This window comes from Methanobrevibacter cuticularis (assembly GCF_001639285.1).
Classification (GTDB): domain Archaea; phylum Methanobacteriota; class Methanobacteria; order Methanobacteriales; family Methanobacteriaceae; genus Methanobaculum; species Methanobaculum cuticulare.
Genome location: NZ_LWMW01000088.1, coordinates 24,382 through 44,161, shown reverse-complemented (window position 1 = coordinate 44,161; position 19,780 = coordinate 24,382). Strand labels below are relative to the sequence as shown.

Annotated in this window: 27 protein-coding genes; 1 reads left to right on the top strand and 26 read right to left on the bottom strand. The window is 31.2% G+C overall.

What is annotated here, in order from left to right; genetic code table 11:
• Positions 1-331: 331 nt before the first annotated feature.
• Positions 332-640: a hypothetical protein gene (locus MBCUT_RS03615; RefSeq protein ID WP_067258980.1), complete on the top strand. Its 309-nt coding sequence runs from the start codon at positions 332-334 to the stop codon at positions 638-640.
• A gap of 19 nt (positions 641-659) precedes the next feature.
• On the opposite strand, the gene MBCUT_RS10495 is transcribed toward MBCUT_RS03615, so the two are convergent.
• The 26 genes from MBCUT_RS10495 to MBCUT_RS03495 form a co-directional block, all read right to left on the bottom strand.
• The gene (locus tag MBCUT_RS10495) at positions 660-794 is read right to left on the bottom strand and encodes a DUF2080 family transposase-associated protein (RefSeq protein WP_084270700.1); all 135 of its coding nucleotides are present in this window, start codon (positions 792-794) and stop codon (positions 660-662) included.
• Between the two features lie 523 nt (positions 795-1,317).
• Positions 1,318-1,710, bottom strand: a complete 393-nt coding sequence (locus MBCUT_RS03610) for a hypothetical protein (RefSeq protein WP_157082461.1) — start codon at positions 1,708-1,710, stop codon at positions 1,318-1,320.
• Positions 1,700-2,203 carry a Panacea domain-containing protein gene (locus MBCUT_RS03605; protein WP_067258975.1) on the bottom strand — a complete coding sequence of 168 codons (504 nt, stop codon included), beginning with the start codon at positions 2,201-2,203 and terminating at the stop codon, positions 1,700-1,702. The genes MBCUT_RS03610 and MBCUT_RS03605 overlap by 11 nt, the downstream gene beginning before the upstream one ends.
• Before the next feature lie 235 nt (positions 2,204-2,438).
• Positions 2,439-3,176 carry a hypothetical protein gene (locus MBCUT_RS03600; RefSeq protein WP_067258972.1) on the bottom strand — a complete coding sequence of 246 codons (738 nt, stop codon included), beginning with the start codon at positions 3,174-3,176 and terminating at the stop codon, positions 2,439-2,441.
• Between the two features lie 2 nt (positions 3,177-3,178).
• Positions 3,179-3,442 carry a hypothetical protein gene (locus MBCUT_RS03595; RefSeq protein ID WP_067258969.1) on the bottom strand — a complete coding sequence of 88 codons (264 nt, stop codon included), beginning with the start codon at positions 3,440-3,442 and terminating at the stop codon, positions 3,179-3,181.
• Between the two features lie 8 nt (positions 3,443-3,450).
• The gene (locus MBCUT_RS03590) at positions 3,451-3,792 is read right to left on the bottom strand and encodes a hypothetical protein (protein ID WP_067258967.1); all 342 of its coding nucleotides are present in this window, start codon (positions 3,790-3,792) and stop codon (positions 3,451-3,453) included.
• 18 nt (positions 3,793-3,810) lie between these two features.
• A complete protein-coding gene (locus MBCUT_RS03585; protein WP_169805382.1) occupies positions 3,811-4,149 on the bottom strand; it encodes a hypothetical protein in 339 nt (112 codons plus the stop codon).
• A gap of 33 nt (positions 4,150-4,182) precedes the next feature.
• On the bottom strand, positions 4,183-4,527 hold the full coding sequence (locus tag MBCUT_RS03580; RefSeq protein WP_067258963.1) for a hypothetical protein: 345 nt from the start codon (positions 4,525-4,527) through the stop codon (positions 4,183-4,185).
• Between the two features lie 11 nt (positions 4,528-4,538).
• Positions 4,539-5,540 carry a hypothetical protein gene (locus MBCUT_RS03575; protein WP_067258961.1) on the bottom strand — a complete coding sequence of 334 codons (1,002 nt, stop codon included), beginning with the start codon at positions 5,538-5,540 and terminating at the stop codon, positions 4,539-4,541.
• A complete protein-coding gene (locus MBCUT_RS03570) occupies positions 5,537-6,871 on the bottom strand; it encodes a phage baseplate protein (protein ID WP_067258959.1) in 1,335 nt (444 codons plus the stop codon). The genes MBCUT_RS03575 and MBCUT_RS03570 overlap by 4 nt, the downstream gene beginning before the upstream one ends.
• Entirely contained in the window at positions 6,871-7,065 is a 195-nt protein-coding gene (locus MBCUT_RS03565; RefSeq protein WP_067258956.1) for a hypothetical protein, read from the bottom strand. Before MBCUT_RS03565 ends, MBCUT_RS03570 begins: the two co-directional genes overlap by 1 nt.
• Positions 7,066-7,076: 11 nt before the next feature.
• Positions 7,077-7,700, bottom strand: a complete 624-nt coding sequence (locus tag MBCUT_RS03560; RefSeq protein WP_067258954.1) for a hypothetical protein — start codon at positions 7,698-7,700, stop codon at positions 7,077-7,079.
• Between the two features lie 6 nt (positions 7,701-7,706).
• Entirely contained in the window at positions 7,707-8,843 is a 1,137-nt protein-coding gene (locus MBCUT_RS03555; protein WP_067258952.1) for a baseplate J/gp47 family protein, read from the bottom strand.
• A 5-nt stretch (positions 8,844-8,848) separates the two neighbouring features.
• Positions 8,849-9,238, bottom strand: coding sequence for a hypothetical protein (locus MBCUT_RS03550; RefSeq protein WP_067258949.1), 390 nt, complete (start codon positions 9,236-9,238; stop codon positions 8,849-8,851).
• Positions 9,238-9,498, bottom strand: a complete 261-nt coding sequence (locus MBCUT_RS03545) for a hypothetical protein (RefSeq protein WP_067258947.1) — start codon at positions 9,496-9,498, stop codon at positions 9,238-9,240. The genes MBCUT_RS03550 and MBCUT_RS03545 overlap by 1 nt, the downstream gene beginning before the upstream one ends.
• A gap of 9 nt (positions 9,499-9,507) precedes the next feature.
• Positions 9,508-11,148 carry a transglutaminase-like domain-containing protein gene (locus MBCUT_RS03540; protein WP_067258944.1) on the bottom strand — a complete coding sequence of 547 codons (1,641 nt, stop codon included), beginning with the start codon at positions 11,146-11,148 and terminating at the stop codon, positions 9,508-9,510.
• A gap of 12 nt (positions 11,149-11,160) precedes the next feature.
• Positions 11,161-12,015 carry a peptidoglycan-binding domain-containing protein gene (locus MBCUT_RS03535; RefSeq protein WP_067258942.1) on the bottom strand — a complete coding sequence of 285 codons (855 nt, stop codon included), beginning with the start codon at positions 12,013-12,015 and terminating at the stop codon, positions 11,161-11,163.
• 11 nt (positions 12,016-12,026) lie between these two features.
• Complete coding sequence (locus tag MBCUT_RS03530) at positions 12,027-15,485, bottom strand: hypothetical protein (RefSeq protein ID WP_067258940.1); 3,459 nt, start codon at positions 15,483-15,485, stop codon at positions 12,027-12,029.
• A gap of 88 nt (positions 15,486-15,573) precedes the next feature.
• Positions 15,574-15,711 (bottom strand): hypothetical protein, encoded by a 138-nt coding sequence (locus tag MBCUT_RS10810; protein ID WP_157082460.1) that lies wholly within the window; start codon positions 15,709-15,711, stop codon positions 15,574-15,576.
• A gap of 32 nt (positions 15,712-15,743) precedes the next feature.
• Positions 15,744-16,217 carry a hypothetical protein gene (locus tag MBCUT_RS03525; protein WP_067258937.1) on the bottom strand — a complete coding sequence of 158 codons (474 nt, stop codon included), beginning with the start codon at positions 16,215-16,217 and terminating at the stop codon, positions 15,744-15,746.
• A gap of 2 nt (positions 16,218-16,219) precedes the next feature.
• Positions 16,220-16,612, bottom strand: coding sequence for a hypothetical protein (locus MBCUT_RS03520; RefSeq protein ID WP_067258935.1), 393 nt, complete (start codon positions 16,610-16,612; stop codon positions 16,220-16,222).
• Between the two features lie 3 nt (positions 16,613-16,615).
• Entirely contained in the window at positions 16,616-17,995 is a 1,380-nt protein-coding gene (locus tag MBCUT_RS03515; protein ID WP_067258932.1) for a hypothetical protein, read from the bottom strand.
• Between the two features lie 6 nt (positions 17,996-18,001).
• On the bottom strand, positions 18,002-18,355 hold the full coding sequence (locus MBCUT_RS03510; RefSeq protein ID WP_067258930.1) for a helix-hairpin-helix domain-containing protein: 354 nt from the start codon (positions 18,353-18,355) through the stop codon (positions 18,002-18,004).
• A gap of 4 nt (positions 18,356-18,359) precedes the next feature.
• A complete protein-coding gene (locus MBCUT_RS03505; protein WP_067258928.1) occupies positions 18,360-18,869 on the bottom strand; it encodes a hypothetical protein in 510 nt (169 codons plus the stop codon).
• A 9-nt stretch (positions 18,870-18,878) separates the two neighbouring features.
• Positions 18,879-19,352 carry a hypothetical protein gene (locus MBCUT_RS03500; protein WP_067258926.1) on the bottom strand — a complete coding sequence of 158 codons (474 nt, stop codon included), beginning with the start codon at positions 19,350-19,352 and terminating at the stop codon, positions 18,879-18,881.
• 2 nt (positions 19,353-19,354) lie between these two features.
• The gene (locus MBCUT_RS03495; protein ID WP_067258924.1) at positions 19,355-19,774 is read right to left on the bottom strand and encodes a hypothetical protein; all 420 of its coding nucleotides are present in this window, start codon (positions 19,772-19,774) and stop codon (positions 19,355-19,357) included.
• Between the last annotated feature and the right edge of the window lie 6 nt (positions 19,775-19,780).

Sequence of the window (19,780 nt, the reverse complement as noted above, 5' to 3'; positions counted from 1 at the left end):
AATTAGTAGTATACCACTAAAAAAGTTTTATTATAAAATAAGACATTGAAATTTTTCTGTTATTAAGTATGGTATAGTTGGTTTGATGCAAAATTTTTGAAATTTAAAAAATGTTAGATTTCAACATAGTTCTATGTCGCATAATTTATTTGTCTTTTTGGCATACTTTTTCATGATTTTGTATTATTCAAAACTATAGAATATTTACTAATATTTTAATATATTTAACTAATTAAATTTAATAGCTATTAAAAATTTTATATATTAATAATATTATTTTTCACAGGCTCTATAAAAACAATATTTTAATATAAAAATAAAACTATTGAGTATGACTGATAAGAAAATTTCAGAAATATACACTGAAACCATTAAAGCTATTAGGGATTTCCAACCAGGAAAAACAACTGAAAAAGAAAAAGACAGAATATTCAACACCATTAATGAGAATAAAAAATACTTAGGTTTTGATCATTTCAACCCTAATTTAATGACTTATGAAAGAATCAAAGAACTAGAACATGACATACACGATAATATAGTTATGGCTAGTCATGGTAGCCAATTTGTTTTTTTAAGTGATTTAAAAAAGAAGTTAAAGGAAGAACCCAGTTTTCTAGAACAATTCAATTTCAAATGATGATTGTTATCTTAGAAGTCTAATCTTCTTCTAATAGTACTATTTGTACTCTTTTTCCTATCCAAGCTTTGGGAACTAGTACTCTTGCCCCATTTCCATGTGGTTGTGCTGTTTTCACTAATGATTCGATAGCATTATTTATTTTTATTTCCATTTTCAAAACCTCCAAAAATAAAAAAATGGAAGTGTTTTATTCTCAAAGAAAGTATTATATATTATGAAAGATATATAAATTACTTGAAAGTAGAAATTAGGGGATTTCCCCCTAAAGTCTATATGAGTTCCTTAACTATCTCTACTACCAATTTGAGGATAGTTAAGAACTCTTTCAAGTCTTCTTTTGAGATTTTTTACACCTCCTACAAGTATTGCTACTTGTATATTATACTATGTTGATACTAGTATATAAATGTTTTGTTTTCTGTGAAAAAAAATAATGAAAAATAAGAAAAATTTAGTTCTTTTAAATATTACAAAGATAAATATTATTTATTTTAAAATTAATGATTTAAAATTTTATAAAAAATAGTCCGGGTAAATTCATGTTTACTCTCTATAAAAGAGTAAGTATTTATAACCTATTACTCGACACAAAAGAGTAAATTATAATAAAAAAAACAAAGAATATAAAACTAACGCTGTAAAAAATGATCAACAAAAAGGATGATTTAAAAAAATCAATTATCACAAATAAAATCGCATGCTTTCTTAGCACGTTTTCTATCCATCTCCGTATTATCATTCTTTTTATAATAAATTTGAATGAAATAAATTAAGGATACGGATCTATCATAAGCAAATATTAATCTAAACCCTGATCTATTACCCTTAGGTATACCTTTACAACGAAATTTCTTAACTTTAAAAATAGGTAATGGTGATTTTATTCCATTAACATGTACTAAACTATTCTTTTTTACAGGTATTTCTCCATTATTACGCTCTATATTATCAATAAGGCTTATTTTAAACCTTTCCACATCATCTTTAAGTGACTTACATTTTTTGAGTAAATCATCCTGCTCATCATTAAATTTAGGGAAGCATTCACAAACATAGTTAGTCATCATACTCTCTCACGGAATACTCATCGTCCCGATAAAAAACAAATTCAGGATCCAAGGGTTCACGAAATTGTGCGACTCTCCATGGTTTATCTTTATGAGAATATTCTTCAATCTTTGTAGAAGTCATATCTCCTAATTCTTCAATAACAGTATCAATAGTTTCAATTTCTTTAGTAGACAACAAACTAGTATCAGGATTAGATAACGAAATTCTTCTATGTTGAGTCATGTTACCATTGTGAGGTATTTTATGTAACTCTATTTTACCTTCTTTTTCAAGTTCATTGCAAAAATGATCTAAATTTGAAGGAACCGGTCCATGGGGATATTTTAAATAAGTTTCTTCAGTTATTTGTGTTTCATATTTTTCGTAATGATTAAAATCAGAAAAATACATTAATTTATAAAGTACTGTAGTTCCAAAAGTTTTTTTATTGTTACATTTATCTATAATATAATGCATTAGTTGTTTAATTTTCTCATTACATTCATTCATATAATCACCATTCCATGAAAAAAACAATAATAATATTTTGTTTTTAATCATTATATAAATCTTTATGCTTAAGCCTCCTTTTTATTTTCATGATTGATTTTTATGTATTTTATATATAATAATAAAACTCCAAGCAAATGAGAAGTAATAATAATAAGGAAAAGATAAAAAGTACTACTAACTATTAAAAAAATAGAGGTAGACCCCAGAGAGATCTACCTCAAAAAAATTATATTTATACAACAGCTCCTTTTTCAAACATCCAATTAGGATTTGTAGCAACTCTTTTATTACTACACCAATGCTCCCCAATCTCATATCTACGACTATTAGCATCAACAATAGCTGCAAGATCAACAACATCATAATTATTAGTTATTAACTTATAAACTTCCACTGTTAAGTGTGTAACATTAGTACAAGCCCATTGGGCATATCTACAAACAAAACCCATGATTTTAAACATAGCATATCCAAACTGAGACCAATCGACACAGTTACCAAGTGAACCGTTTGTTAATCCATCGATTTCTTTTTGAGTTCCTAAAAGCCTAGAATTCAAGTAGTATTTGTATAATCCACCTTTCTTTTTAGCATAAGCCCTAATTTTCTCAACAAATTCTTTACCATTTCTCCAAGACCCTATTTTTTTAGCTACTTGTAATATGTATTTGTTTTTCATCCATTCAGGATCTTTCTTAATAGTAGCCGTGGTTTTAGGCTTATTCACCCAAACACTGTGAGGAGTTTCTTTATTTGTGTTTTCATACTCTGTTATTCTTTTAGCTAGATCATTTTTAAGTGATTTAACTTTAGGCCATGAAATATAATCTGTTTTTGTTTTAAAATTAACATAAACTTTAAATTCTTTTTCTTTTGGATGTTCTTTAGCGTATTTAACTCCTCTTTTATACATATCTTCTAAATTCACTATTAGTAATAATATTTCTTTTTCAGTCCAATCTATAGCCATAATTAAGCACCTTCTTCATTTTCTAAATATTCGTTGACTGTTTTCCCAGTTTCTTCTACTATAATTTCTTCTCTTCCCTTTATAATATTCAAACCAATATAAATATTATAAATTTTCACAATAAAACCTAATGTAGAAGCAACTACAGCAGGTAATATCTCACCAAATTGTGTTAAAATTCCTCCAGCTAACAATCCAAATAATACTATCCCGTCGGACGTGAATAGCTTACTTAACTTCGGATTATTTCTAATAAATTCTTTCATTATATCATTCACCATTTACATTTTTCTAATAATTCATTCAACTTCTTATTAATCTTTTCAAGAGTAGTATCCATGTTTTCTAAGTCCTTATCGTTTTTAACAACCCTTTCAGCTAAGAATCTAACACTAAATCGTCTTTCCTTATCTTCTTTGGACTGTTTAATAACAAAAGTAAGAACAACTAGAATTACAGCTATTGTAAAGAGAATAAACTTCAAATCAAAAGATAATAAGACCCCCAAACCAACAAATATTAAAATTAAAGCATATAAAATATCTAATAAAATATTATATTTATTTATAAGTCTTTTAAATTCTAATTCATACTGCTTCATTGTTTTTTCAACCATTCACGACCAACTCCATATTTATTTATCTTTAATCTTATCATATAAGTTATTAATTTGTTTAGTTTTTTCTTTAATTGTTTGATTCTGCAAATGCACTATATTAATCAAATCAGCATAATCTAATTCATCGTTGACATGAATATTTTTATATTCAATGTCTTTTTTCTTGTTTGTTTCCTTAAAGGAAGCAATATAGATCAATCCGCTGCTGATTGATAATAAAATAATGATTAAAATCAGTGTTGTAATTTCTTCAAGATTTAATTTGAAATTATTATCTACTAACACTTCAATTAATATTACAAAACCTCCAGCGACAACGGTAGATGCTATGCTTTTAAATCCCAATCCAACCACGCCCGCATTTTTAAATATTATTTTCTAATTTCATTATTTAGTCTCCAATTCTTTTTGTAATTGTTTAACTTGATTCATTCTATTTTTAAAAGATTTAAGCAAGTCTTTATCTGATTTTTCAATACTACCGCCAACATAGTCCGTTATAAGAATATTGATAACAAAATCCTTTTCATCATCAGATAATTGTAGTTCCTTTATTTGCTGTTTTAATTCATTAACTTCATTCATTCGCTTTATTTCATTCTCTTTTTCAGTATTACGAATATATTCCTCATCTACTAAGTCATAAAAGTAGCCTTTATTCAGAATATTGTTTTTGATACTCTCTGGTGCTTCGTTTATATCAAAATTGAGTTCAAATTTTTCATGATTCATTTAATCCACCTTCAATATAATGTTTCTGCTCCCCAAGTAGTTGAATTAGCTGGTTTCTCTCTTATCCCAACTCTAATATTTCCTGCCCACGAAGAAGAATTTTGAGAGCCAAACCCAATTATAAAAGCTCTTCTAGCACTGTAAGTAGTAGCTGCAATAGTATCATCAAAAATTAACAAACACCCCTGTCTGTACATACTAAAAGGACGGTTTCCAGTAACCCAATCATACCCACACATTATATTCTCGCTTCTTTCAACTGTAAGACTTTGCCCACTTGCTGCTTGTTTAAAAGAAGTAGGGTTTAAATCCATTATTTTATTTAGAATATCTTTCTGAGCTTGATTGGTTACTTCAACCAATGGATTATAATTAACATTACGCCATCTACCACACACCCAATATCTTCCATTATAATCCATCCTCGAAGTTGTTATTACAGCTATATTGAAATCTGCAAATTCTCCACTAAGAATTAAAACTGTTTGGTCTTCATTTACATCAGATACGGGTTTATTGGGATCATTGGCTCTGTATAAGAATTTTCCACTTTTTAAATTATATATAGGTGGTAATCCATTACTGCCACCACCAGAAATAGTTGGCTTATTTATCAAGTCCTCAAAATCTCCAGTCGTAGCTACTTCTGAAAGCCCTAAATCAGAAGCACTAACCTTATGAGGATTTCCACTAGTTTGTTGTGAATGATCATAAGCTATTTTACCACGATCTCCTCTGTAAGCTGTTTGAGGAGTTTCACCAAGAGCAATGTTGCTTCCGATAACTCCGTATTGTGTTCCAGTCCATCTATAAGTCTTATCAGTACTTTTATCTAAGTATACTTTGTCTGCTTCCCCAGTTTGAGGGAAATCGTCATAACTGTCAAATTCTTCATAATCATCAACATAAGAAGGTAATTGAGTACTAAGAACTTTCCCATTACTATCAAGTTCAGCTACTCCTCCAGGCATTCCTTTTTTTATTTTATATAAAATATTTGCAATAAACTTCATGCTACACGCCTCCAAATATAAACAGATACATAAGGTTGTAGATTATTATGTTCTCCACTTCCACCTGTTGAACCAATACTCATACTATGTGTATGTGTTGCTAGAGTATGATAATGAGTATTAGTTGTCATTACACTACTACTTGAAGTATTACTTCCATCAGTACGTACTAAAGCAATTGAGGATCCACCAATACTCAGTTTAACATGATCCCAATGCAAACCATGTGCATGGGAATTACTCCCAGTATTTCCACTTCCACCACCACCAATACTTCCAGCATGATTATGTGAAGGCATTTCGTTCACATTTAGCTTATGTTTTTTAGCACCGCCCATTTTACCTGCAGAACTGAAATCACTATCATTTTGGTCAATTCCAACAAGCACACGACCCTTAGCATAAGCTTCCCATGTTGTATGTTCCCATCCTGTCCTTGTTGCAGGATTTTTTGAATTTGTTGTGCTTATAATGTCTCCTACATCATAAGGGATTGTTGTGTTTTCAACAATAGATTGTAAATTTTCTACTTGTTGTTTTAATTGATTAATTTGTGCTGAAACATCTGTAGGATCCCAACTTATATATAAATCACAATCATCATCTAAAATTATATCTGGAAAAAGATTTTCAGGTAGAATGACATTATTATTTTGATTATTTACAGGCAACTCCTCACCAGCAATGGTTTCAGCTCCAGAAATATATTTAATGTCTAACTGATCAACATCAATTTTTCCTTCTTGATTTAGTCTAACTAAGTTTTTGAAAATTTGATCTACTTTTTCCGCTTTAAGATCAAAACTAAAAATAATATTATTAATTTGTGTTTCATCAGAATTTGTTATTATTTCAGCTGTAACTGTTTGAAGATTTAATTCAAGAGGTTCTAAACTAAAAACAGCTTTTCCAGAAGCAACATTTGTTATTTCATTATATACAATATTACCTGCAAAATCACGGAACAATAACCTTAATTGAGCTTGAGTACTTGTTTCAACAATTACTTTCTTAAATCTATGAAAAGGAGCAATGTTTGGGTAAAAATTTATTTTAAAACTACCTTCTCTGTTGATTATTATGTTTTCTTGGTTGTTTTCAAAATTGCCCTTGATAAATATATTTGAAGCAAATTTCGCCTCATGTTCTTCTTCATCATCTGGAAATTGCCCATTTTCAAAATCAAAAGGTAAAGTTATAAATGCTTCCTGATTTCCAGTTTCAATATAAGACATGACTCCATTGAGCCATTCGACAGGAAACTCTTCTTTGCCTTTTTTTGATGATCCTTTGAAAAACCATTTTCTCGAATCTTTCTTAATTTTAACCATCAAACACCAGCTCCCCAAATTAAATCATAAGTTCTACTATCAAAACCAAATTCAAAATCAGAACCAGTCACCACAATCTCACCTTCTTTATTTATAGTGTGATTTGAGACTATTTTTTCAAAATCATACTTACCATGTAATTCTTCATCAACAGCTGAAATAACAGCTATCAATAACCTATCATGATCAACCATATCAAAAACCCCTATGGATAACTTATACTTCCACTTTTAACAATGAGATTAACTCCCACGAAAAGCATTTTACTAACAACATCATACACAAGTTCACAATCAGCACCATCAGGCAACTCAATTATAATAGTGCTTCCGTTAGGCTCTTTTTCACTAATTAAAGAAACTAAAATATTCGTTGTTTCATTATCAAGCATATTAGTAATAGTATCTTCAAAACCAAGAGGTTCATTATTTAATACTTCATGCATGACATGGAAACTATCAGAAGGAATATTCAATAAATTAGAAACTATTGTGATAATTCCAAGAATGCTGTTATTTCCATTCATGAAAGCAAGTAGTCTATTACGATAATTTACATTAGACTCTCCTTCATGCCGGTAAATTCCTAATTCATCACCTTGAAGTTTTAATAATCCTGCTGATATTTTCTCTTCCATTTCAGTAGTATCTTCAGCAGGATTATTATTGAAAATATTAATTTTACTAATTGTGATATTCATAAACTCTTCGTAATAATCAAGTAAACCTCCAACGCCAAACTTCAATAACTGGTGCATGGCATTATCTGGTTTTTGAATTGGTTTATTTTTACGCAACAGACTTATTAAATAATCCCCTAAACTGGCCATAAATATTTAACTCCTTAAATCTATTGTACCAGCTACAAAAACACTATTAGGTTCGCATTCCATGTCTTGTGCAGGAGCCAAAAGAGAATAATCAATTAATCCCTCGATTTGCGATAATATTGTTAAAATGTCACTTCGTGAAAAATCAGTTTCAATCATACGATTATTAAAAAAGTTTAATAATCTTGTTTGTATTTCGTCGCGACCATCTTGAGGATTTATATCTGGAGAAAATGTAATATTTTCAATGATTAAATCAACAGAGACAGGAGTAACTCCATAAATATAATGAGAATTTCCCCCAGGAATATTCCCTGGTGAACTGAAAAAATTTATAACATTACTAATAATGTCATCGACTGGGGGATTGATAATTATTCCTAGTGTATGATTTCCATTCTCACAATTAACAATTTTAGCGTCATGTACTCCGTCTATTTTTTCAGCTTCATCTTTATACCATTCAACACTCCCAAAGTTTACTCCTCGTTTTTCTGCAAGTAATTTAGCACGATAAGATTCGTCATCTTCATCATCAGTCCCACCTATGAAAGGATTTGGATTTGTCACTTCTAAATCATCTAGTTCCTCTTCAAGAACTGTCACACGATTACTTCCAACATTATATTCACTTCCTCCGTATATTGACTGTGCAGGAACAAGAACACTATTTTGACCTGCTACAAGAACAGTTTCTACAATTGTTTCAAATTCAAGACCTTCATCATCTTCAGTACTTGCAACAAACCAGGCAGGAATAGTTATATCATAATCTTTTACAGCATCGTCAGGAAAATAAAACAATAAATCTCTTTTACTTTTTTCAGCTGCACTTCGAAGATTATCTCTTCCAAGAATATCTAAGAAATCTCCACTAGAATGAGGTATGAAATACACTAGAGCCATTGAGTTTAAGTAAAAAAGAAAATAAAAAATAATGATAAAGCTTATAACTTCAAGGATATTTCTTGCTTCACCTCCCTCATCGAGATACTTAATTGGTGATTTTCCCTCTTCAAACTGAGATTTATAAATATTAAACATTTCAGATACTATACTCATGACAGAAACCGAATCACCAGTGAACATTTTAATACTATCTTGAGGTTCATCAGTAGACTCTTCAAAATCTAATTCAGCCATTTTACTTAATCCTCCTCGTACAATTCAATATCTTCATCTAAAATAGTTCCATCAATCAATTTCAAAGTAATATCAACATAACAGGATTTTGGTTTATAATTAACTTCTAAACTTATTATTTCTTCTACAATACCTAATCTAACTAATGCTTCTTCTGTAGCTAATTTAATCAATGCTTTTGCATGGGTTACATCAGTAGAAGCAAGATATTTATAAGAATCATTATGAGGATGATCATAATTAAACAAAGCAAGATCATCAGGAATTGTAGTTAATCTATTAACAACTATTTGTTTTGCATTTTCAACACCACTAACCATTTTGAAATGTCCGCCAGGACTTAATAATTCAAAACTTGAATCAAAATCACAACCAAAATCTATAATATCCTCCATTATTTAATCACTCCCACAATAATTGGTTTATTTATCTTTCCTTGAATAAATGCTACTAAAACACGGTTACCTACTTCAACATCAATATGTTTAAGAATTTTAACATTTGTTGTGAATTTAATAGGGTTTTCTTGATGTTCAGTTCCTAAAACTACTAATTTAATACCTTTTGATTTTGAATACACTCTGCATTCAAGAGGAGATTCGCCAAAATCAAGCCTATCATTCATCAATGATGCAAGTTTATCTTCAGCTGTCACAATAACCACCTAGCACGATGAAGTTCTAGTCCATGCTCCCTTATGCTTGTTTGCAGGATTTGAACTCACTGTATCAATAATTCGAGTCATGCCATTGACTTTTGCACTAACATTATAATGTCCCACCATACCTCCACGATATGGACATTTTGTATGTTTTCTTGTACCAATTATGCCAATTGATTTTAACATATCTATGAGTAATCTTGATTGATCTGCACAATTACCTTTCTTTTTAGTCATAACTTCATAAGCAGAATATTTATTGTCATAATAAAATGCATATTTGATATTGCTTTTAATCCATTTGAAAATTTTACATGCACTGCCTAATGATTTCGCTTTAGCAGACACATTTTTATTAACACCTGCAACAGAACAAGAAGATGTTCCAGAAACTTTCGTAAGATGATATTTTTTCTTATAAACCTTTTCATATCCGCATTTGGCACAATAATCAGCACCACAACCTCCTTGATTAGGATCACAAGTAAATTGTCCTTCGGGTGCATCATGATGACTATAATTATACTTTTTCTTCCCATTATGGCCATAATTAAATTTTAGTTTGCCTTTTTTACCACAATGAGGACATTTATTAACAAAAGTATTTTTTTGAGTAGGTAATTGCTTACAAAATTTGCAAGATCCTTCAACTTTCTTTGGAGGACTTATTCCTTTAGCATTTGAACTGCAAGTATTTTTACTTTTACTATCTGGAGGTTTATATGTCCAGCTTTCAGGTGCTGGTGTTTTTTCACTCATTAATTTAAGTGATAGAAGGCCTTTTTTGTAAGTCATCTCTTCAATAAAGAGGGTTTTCATATTACCTGATTTATCATAAACAACAATCCAATCTCCTGGCTTTAAAGGTTTATATTCTTTTATAGCAGGTATTGTTAAAACTGCTTCAATTTCAGCCCTTCCTTTAGATTGAAACAATTGTTTGGCTTTAGCTTTAGCTTTAGCTTTTGTTTTAATATTATCATCAATGATTAACTCTGTGATAACACCATATTTAGCAGATAAAGGTTTATTCTTATAACTGTACAATAGCTTTGCAGCATCTTTTTTACCATAGACTTTTACTTCAGTTATAATGTTACTAGTATCAGTTTTGGTACTGTAACCTTCATAATGACCTGGTCTAAGAACAATTCCTTTATATGTTTGAGGTATCTTCTTAAACACACCTATTCCATTACTATTGACAAAAAACTCATGATGATCATTTTCAAGATTACATATTTGATGACATGCATCTATGGCTTTGACATCCTTGAAAATTAGAGAATCATATTTTTTCTTTGTATTTTTTATACCACCAATTTTCAAACCTTTAGATTTTAATATTGATTTAAGCATATAACTTCTGCTTTTTTTTGAAAAACTACCTTTAATTTTCCCTCTCAGCAAATCAGAGTAATCAATAGCTTCATAAGAATGTATCCCATCACCAATGTCTGAATCATTGATTTTACCTCCAAAATCTGGGAAATTCCCTAAAACTCTTATATCTGTTCCATTTCCAATTTTTTTAGTTGATTGAAAAGAAATTGTGTTTGGATTATAAACATGTTGCTTGTATGATAAGTCAGAAAAAATAGCAGATGTTAAGTCTGGTACAGTTCCAGCATAAATTTTAACCATCAAAACACACCTTTATCTTATTATTTGTACTCCTCCAACACTTTTAGGATATTGAACAGTAACCTCTTTTTTGATACTAGCTAATATCAACTGTTTAATCTTTTTAAGTGTCTGAGTATCACATTTTCCAGTGACTTTAATCTTATATTTTCTCTGAAACTTTTTAGTAGCGTCCTCGGTATAAAAACCAAAATAACCATCAAGTTTAAGAGATTTGCCGTTATAAGTGATGTAAAATTTGAACAATCTAAGAATTTCCTGCCATGTTAAATCACAATCACTTGTTTTGTTTTTCCCTAATCTGTTTTCATACAGAGGAAGTTTACATTTAGCAAGAGCAGTGATTAAAGGATTTGATTTAGCTACAGACTTGGAATTTGTAGAGGTGGTTTTAGTGGCTGGTTTCCATGATGTGAAGCTTTTCACTTCAGGAGGAAATATTGTTTGTTTTTGAAGTCTTAATTTTAAATCATGTCGACCTCTATGATATTCTGTTACATCAACATCAACAATTATATAAGATTGATGCCCTTTACAACCAAATATAAGGTTCGCATATTTTTCATCAGTAGCATATAAAACCCAAAGTTGAGTTCCATTAAGATACCAACTCTCTAATTTTTTTAATTTGTCTAAATCCTTTGGATCCCTATTAAGTTCAAAAAGAGGTTCAATTTCTAATTCCCCTCCTCTTGCTCCTTGATGAATAGTTTGACTACCAATAACATTGTCAAAATCAATGGTTTCATTATTTAACTGAGGATTAAATCTTGCTCCCAATTTGACTTTTAATGAAATTGCTTTTGACATAACTTCAAGAGTTAATTTTTCATTTGAAGGCTTGGGCACTAGTGAGTAATATGGCATTTAATTCCTCCTTATGTGGTTCTTAATTTTTTATCGAGTAATCTTTCTAACTTGTATTCAAAATCATCAATGTCATCTTCATCTTTAACTACTGGATTATTGATTGTTAAATTCCATTCATTATTATTTACAGTAACATTACCTCCGCTTGGAACATCACCAATAACAGCAGGATATTTAAAATCTTCAAAACCTTCATTAGCAACAGATGGTAAAGTAGGTGTTCCAAAACCAGATACAATAGTTTCACCTAAAGTTTTAGCTAAAGTATAAGCTTCAGGAATAAGATTACTCATAAAATCAAGAGCATAATTCATCTCAGCTAGTACTGCATTTGCAAGATCTCCAGGACTACCAGAATTAACTCCAGAACCAAAACCACTAGCTACTGAACTCATAGCTTCTTTACCAATATTATATAAAGAACTATAGTTATCAGTGAAAGCATTGTTAATAAACTCTGCTTCAGCAGCAGCAGCTTTTGCAGCATCACCCGGTGAACTTTGATTCAAACCAGATCTAAATCCACGAACTAGACTTGATCCTAATTTTGACCCAGCAGTCCATATACTACTTGCTTTAGTATTGATTGCATTGATTGCCCAGTTTGCTTCGGCCCCAGCAACAGTTTTTAATTGTATTGCAGATGATTTGAAACCATTAACAATCTTAGTCCCAAGATTTTTAGCCGCAGGAGCAGGATTTGCACTGTTTAATTTTGCATTTATCTGAGAAATTGCATTTGATATTGCATTTACAACACCACTTACAGTTTCTCCATTTACAGTTAAACCAGTTAGTTCATTTAGTTTAGTTGTAGCCTTTTTTATTGTTTCAACAGCCAAATCGAGATTATTATTTCCAGAAGGAGCAGGGATACCATTTAATGAAGTAGTTGCTTGTGCTACTCTCACAGCTGCATTTTTAACAGCGTCGATTTTTGCATAAATGATAGAATCGATGTTAGCTAAAGTACTATAACTGGCTAAAGATACACTTGCAAATCCTATGTTAGTTCTAGCTGTTTGCATCTTAGATATTAAATTAGATAAATCAACTTCACCTAATTTACTATTCAATGTGTTTAAGCTATTAAGAGCATTAACAACGTGAGAAATACTCCACTGAACACGTTGAATCTTTTCTGCCGTTCCTTCTGGAATATTAGCTAAAGTACTGTATCCTGCTAAAATTACAGAAGCTTGGCCTATATCAGTTCGAGCAGATTGCATAGTAGTTATGAGGTTACTTAATGGATTCCAAGTTTGTAACTTATCATCAACAGTTCTCATGGAACTGATAGCCTCAGCTACATTTTTTAATGAATCAGTGACTGTTTTTATCTTATTAGCTGTACCTTCTGGAACATTAGCTATTGTACTATAACTCCTTAATTGAATACTAGCATTGCCGATATCCTTTCTAGCACTTTTCATTGCTTCAATCAAGTTAGATAATGGATTCCAAGTTTGTAACTTATCATCAACAGTTCTTAAAGCTGAAATACTATCTGCTACATGTTTAAGTGAATCGGTTACAGCTTTAAGCTTATTGACTACAGCAGGATTAATATTATGAATATCTTTGAAATTGTTTATAATATTGGCAGCTTCAGTAATATCTTCTTTAGCAGTTGTTAAACTATTAATAAAATTTGTGAACGGATTCCAGTTAAATAAACTTGAGTCTATTGTACTTAATGCTTGTACTGCTGTTACCACTTGTTGACATGCATCATCAAATGCTTTAATCTTCTTAGCCACATTAGGATTAATATCTGCTATCGATGCTAGTTCATTTATTATAGGTACTCCTGCTTTGACTTCTGCAACAAATGTGCTTAAAGATACAAAAAATCCTAAAATTCCTCCAGTAACAGTGTGAATAATACCTATAAGATTAATCAAAGTCATCGCTGCAAAAGCTCTGCCTATTTCCCACATTGCTAAACCTATTTGTTTAATGCCTTCAATTGCAGGTTTGAGATTAAGCTTATCAAAACCAAGCAATTTAATAACTTCACCAATTAACCTAACAAATGCGATAATTTCAATGACTAAACCAGCTACTATAGGTATCATTATTGCAATAACTGCACTAATAGCTAATAATGGAATTAACATGCTAGTTATTGATGATGATATGGCTGCAAATCCTGTCGCACCTGCCGCGGCTCCTGGAGCTGCACTTCCTGCTGCACTTCCTACAGCACCTATTCCTTTAACACCTGCAGCAACAGCACCCATAGATGTTACTCTTGCAATGTTATTCGCTTCAAGAGCTGCAGTATTTGCTGTTAAAGCTGTAGTATTTGCTGTAAGTTCTGCAGTATGAGCAACAAGACCTGTACTCTCAGTAACACCTTTAACTGCATTTGTCAAAGCAGTGCCTGTAGCAAGAGCTTTAATTCCTGTAAGTACTCCTTTTAAAACCCCAAACCCACTAGTAATTAAAGGAAGTAAAGTACTAACACCAAAACCAACAGTTAATAAACCACCTAAACCCCCAACAACAGCTAATATTCCTCTTGTTAAATTCCCGCCAGTAGCTTTATTAAGGTCAATAAAACCATTCATAAGATCTTTAAGAACAGGTAATAAATCCTGTCCTATCTGTTTTCCAGCCACGCTAAATACTTTTCCCATAGTAGCTTTAATACCTGTGAAAGTTCCCATGAGTTCGTCAGTACTTCCTACTACTTGGCTTACAGCATTCATGTAGCCTTCTACATCATCCTTTTTACCAGACCAAAGACCAGTATCCATTAAAGATTTTTCTGTAATTCCATATTGATCTAAACTTGCGAAAGCTCCATCAATACCTTTGGATAGATCCATCATTGCAGTATCGGCTAATGCTGCACTTCCAGTCATTGCATAAACATATGAACCAAAATTAGCAAGTTTAGGAGTAATACCTTTCAATGCTTGTTCGTTAGCACCTGTGGAAGCTTTGAACTTATTTAAAGCAGGTATAACTTGTTGCATACTAACAAGAGTTTTATTTGTAGCATTATCAACAGCAGTGTATAATGCCTCAGCACCTTGTTTTGTCTGAGTCATGTTATTAAGCAAAACTTTATTTACTTCGGCTTTCGCAGAAGTACCTACAACCAAATCTGTAACAGATGCAACACCAACACCACCAAGAATACCTGCCATCATTCCTTCCATTCCTTGAAGATGGCTCATAAAATCAGAAGCACTTTGTTTAGCTCCTGCAAAAGCACTGCTGATACTTTCTTTAATACTCGATGCACCATTACTTATACTCGACCATGCCGAAGAAGCATTACTTGTTATACTGCTCCAAACACCAGAACTGTTTGATTTGACAGAATTTATATCATTTTTCATCTGCTCTGTTGCTGTTTGAGATTGAATTCCAACTGATTTTATACTGCTAACAGCATCGTCAAAGCCTCCGCCCTCGAGTACTGCTTTGATTTTAATTAATAATTCTTCAAGCATGATTACAACCTCTGAAATTGACGATGGCTCTCGCTGCCTTATGGCCTAAAAAAGTAACAAATCTTAAAAAAAAGGATTTAAAAGAATATTAATCATTTTTATTATCTTTAATATTCTTTTTTATAATCTTATTATGTATTTTATTTATAATTCCAATAGTTTTTATTTGAAGAGGGGTGATTTCTCGCATAGATTTTACAAGAGGAGTTCCTCCTATAAAATTCATCGTGATCCATCCACCACGACCATCTTCAATGTCTAAAAATCTAATAATTTTTCAATCATTCTCTCTTCAGTTTTATCTTCAAATTGTCCAGATACAAATTTAACTTGTTCGTAAATATTTTTCAAAGTACCATTGTCTAATGAACGAATTGCTGTTATTGGTATAGGTTTGGCGTCAGAATCTACCCAGCTTTTAGCTACAAGTGCTCCGACGAAATCCTTAACAGTTTTTTTACTTTTTTTGTTTTTATTGAGTTTAGCTTCTGCTTTAACCCATTCTTCATGAGAAACAGATTTTAAACGAACAAACATTTTGTCTTGCTTATTTGTTTTTTTGTTGAAGAAATCTATCTCTCTATCAACAATTCCTCCCATGAGCAAGAGTTCAAGGTCAAAATCTTTAATATCTTCGGAATCTTCAGAATCTTCAGATTCTTCACAATCTTCGTCCTCTAAGAGAATATCATCATTATCTTCTAAATTAAGTAAATCATTATCTTCATACATAATTACACGTCCTCTGTTTCTAAACTAGTTGCTGAAAACTCTAAATCACGAGTAGGTCTTTTTTTACCATCACGGCCATTTTTCCAGCTTGTTCTCATGACTCCGCCATAAGTATATTTAGTTTTAATTTGATGATCAATAGCAACAAGTTGATATCCTCCAGGAACATTTGAGGTCATAGCTCTTAATTCTGTTTCTGTAGGGTATCCATCACCTGCAACAATTATACCTGATGTGGAAAGGCCACGTTTTATACTTCCTTCTTCTGGAATATCTTCATCATAAGTTTCAGTTACTCCACTATCTTCATCTTCACTTGTCTCATGTTTTACCAAATGAGGAATTCTAAAAGTTGTTCCATCTGGCCTGATTATTGTAATATCTACTAATGCCATATTCTACACCTCTTCCCACACGATTTTATCACGATTATGGATTTTCTCAAGTATATTAAAAACTTTAATTTCACGATCTTTTATTAAATTTTTAGGATTTTTAGGATCTATTTCAAGAGAAAGTTCAATGCTCTCAACAATTTCATCCTTAACTATATCTCCTGCGGCTTTATCTAATGCTGATTTTAAGATTTCTTTGCTTCTTTTAACTTTTGTTTTTGCAAGATAATTATCTTCAACATCATTTAATTTATCAAAACAATAATCAGAAGACCTTAAACCATGTAATTCTCCTTGCGGAACAAGTTGCCCATCTTTACCAATATCAATACAAGAGGTTACACTTGAATATACTTGATATTTTTGTGAAAAAGTGTCTTTAAGTTCAAGACAAATTATACCTGCAGCTGTAAGATCTTCAATATCATCTTCACTTAAAACTGGATGTATTGAAGTTATATCATTTAAAACATATTCAGATAATGATTCATTGACAGGTAATCCTGCTATTGCTCCTGCAATTCTTGCACAGGTTTCAGCTTCATCTAAATCATTGATTGTTTGATTAATATAAACTACTCTCTCAAATCTAGCACTATTAGCAGTATCTATTTTTGTTTCCTTATTGTCTGTAGTAGTTAAAGGTAAAATACTAAATGATTGTTTTCCTTTCGCATATCTTTCATCTAAATATTCCCCAATCACATCAAAAAGATTACTTCCTAATTTCTCAGAGAAAAGTAAAATATTGTATTTATCTTTATTAAGGTAATTGAGAACTGTGTAAAGGTTTTGTATTGTGAAACTTCCTTTAGTTTCAGATCCTCCAGTGAAAGCTTGATTAGTAACACTTGTGAAAGTCTTATTTGTATCTTCAGTTAAGGTTAACATTATATGTTTTTTACCACCGTTAACAATCTTAATAATGCTGTCTAATGATTTATTTGGTACTTCAATGATATTGCGGGTGCCATCAGACACTGTGAAAATAAAAGTATCGTCCAATCCATTAGTAAGTGATAATCTAAGTTTATTTCCCCAAACACCTCCAGCTAATGTTTCAGCTTCTAACTCACCTCCGTCAACATCAACAGTGCATGATGCTCTAGTTCTAGTTCCCATTTGTAAAGGTATAACAGCACTAGCACCATGATTATTTTGTTCTTCGTCCTTTTTGAATAGCTGAGTTAAACATTTACTTCCAGTGTATGCAGGATCATTTCCTACTGTATCTGGAATGTTTCTTGGATTTGTTATTAAATAAGGTGTGTTAGCATCTGCTTTTTGAAAATCACCTACAAGCAACACAACCCCACTAATACCGCTTCTTTGTGATATTTCTTCTTCAACAAATTCATCTGTTATTGCAAATTTTCTAATCATAAATATCTACTCTTTTTTAAATATTTCTCTTTTCATAAATCCATCATATTTATTATCTAATTCTTTTTCTGATAGCTTTTCAGGCGTTTTTAATGTTTTTATAAAAGCTTTGAATAAGAAATTTGGTATTTGTTTCTGCAATCTCCAAATATCAAGAATACCTTCTTCTTCTCCAGGTTCGGTTTTCTCGATGATTTCTTTTGCTATTTTCAATGCTTCAGGAGCATCTCTTTTTTTAACTCCTAATTCTTCTAATTTTTTTATATCAAGTTCTGCAACTTGTTCAATATTTTCAACACCAGCTTCTCTTAATTTTTCAGCTGTTGTTTCACCAATTCCTGGTAATTCAATTAATTCCATAAAATTAACTCTCCCATTTTACAGTATCTTTTGATGTAATACTTTCAAATTCATTGTCTAATGTTTCTATATCTATTTCATCAACAGGGATGATGATTTTCATTTGTGAAGATTTAATTACATAATTCACAAATTCTGGGACAATTTGCCCGATCTGTAGTCCCTGTCTTAAGTCAATAGTCTTTCCACCTTCATTAGTGTAGACCATGTCTTTGCTTTTTCTAAGAATTTTTTTAATAACATAACTAATTTTTCCAAGTTCTTTCATAGCATCTAAATAAGCTAAATCATCAATTTTAGTAGTTTTAATAAGAATAATATATTCGAGAGATCTTCTTTCAGAATCATATGTATCTTCGTCTTCTTTAGGATCATCTGATGTATGCATAATCATTATACAATGTGGTTCAGTTTCCCATTTTCTAGTTAGTAATGTTATTTTAAATTTACTTAAAAGAGGATGATTATTTTCTTTTAAAACTTTTTCTAATGTTTCATCTATTTGAGGATACATAATTGCCTCCTATTTAATTGCATTTTTAACATATGTAGCCATGATTCGTGGAAACATAACTTTTAATGTATTGCGTGCTGGTTCAACGAATGGTCGTGGTGTTGTTCCTGGATGATACACAATACCAGGTTTTGTTCCATTTTTTAGTTTCCATCCAAGAATTACCTTTCCTTTTTTACCATCAAAAGATAAATAAGGGTTTCCCATAATAATATGGGGTTTAGTTCCTTTTTCAAGAAACAATGGCACTAAACTATCTGTCATTGGGCCGATAGATCTGCTAAACTCATCAGTTGTGATAGATTTAATAGATCTTAGTGTTTTACCAGATTTACTAAAAGGATTATGAGCTGTTTTCATGGTTCTAACACCAAAATCAGCTGATTCATCTAAACCATCACTTAATCCTTGTTTAATAAGGGAAGGATAGGTTCCAAATTTAGCAGCTAGTGCTATAGCATTAGTTTCAATACTCGCTGACATAATTAATCATCACTTATAAAAGCTGTACCAATCACTAACCTATTTATAGGCGATTTTAGAGTATTATTTACAGGAATAACATTAGGACTTAGCATTTCTTTTGCTTCAGCTATGAGTGCATCGCCTGTTTGAATTACTTTGTCTCCAGGGTCTGGGACTGATTGGTCTCTAAGTTCTCGATTCCATAGCAAACCAGCAGTCCATGTTTCAACAGCTTCAACAACAATTTCATTATTTTCAGTGTCTAAATTTTGATTATTAGTATATCCTTTAGCTCTTTTAACTGCCTTTTCTATGTATTTGGTTATGTATTTTTTTTTAATTACCTTAACAGCACGATCACGAGTTGTTTCAGATAATTCTTCACTTTCAATGAGCCATCCTTTTAAACTAGCTATGACTTTTTTTTCATTAGCGGGCATTGAAAC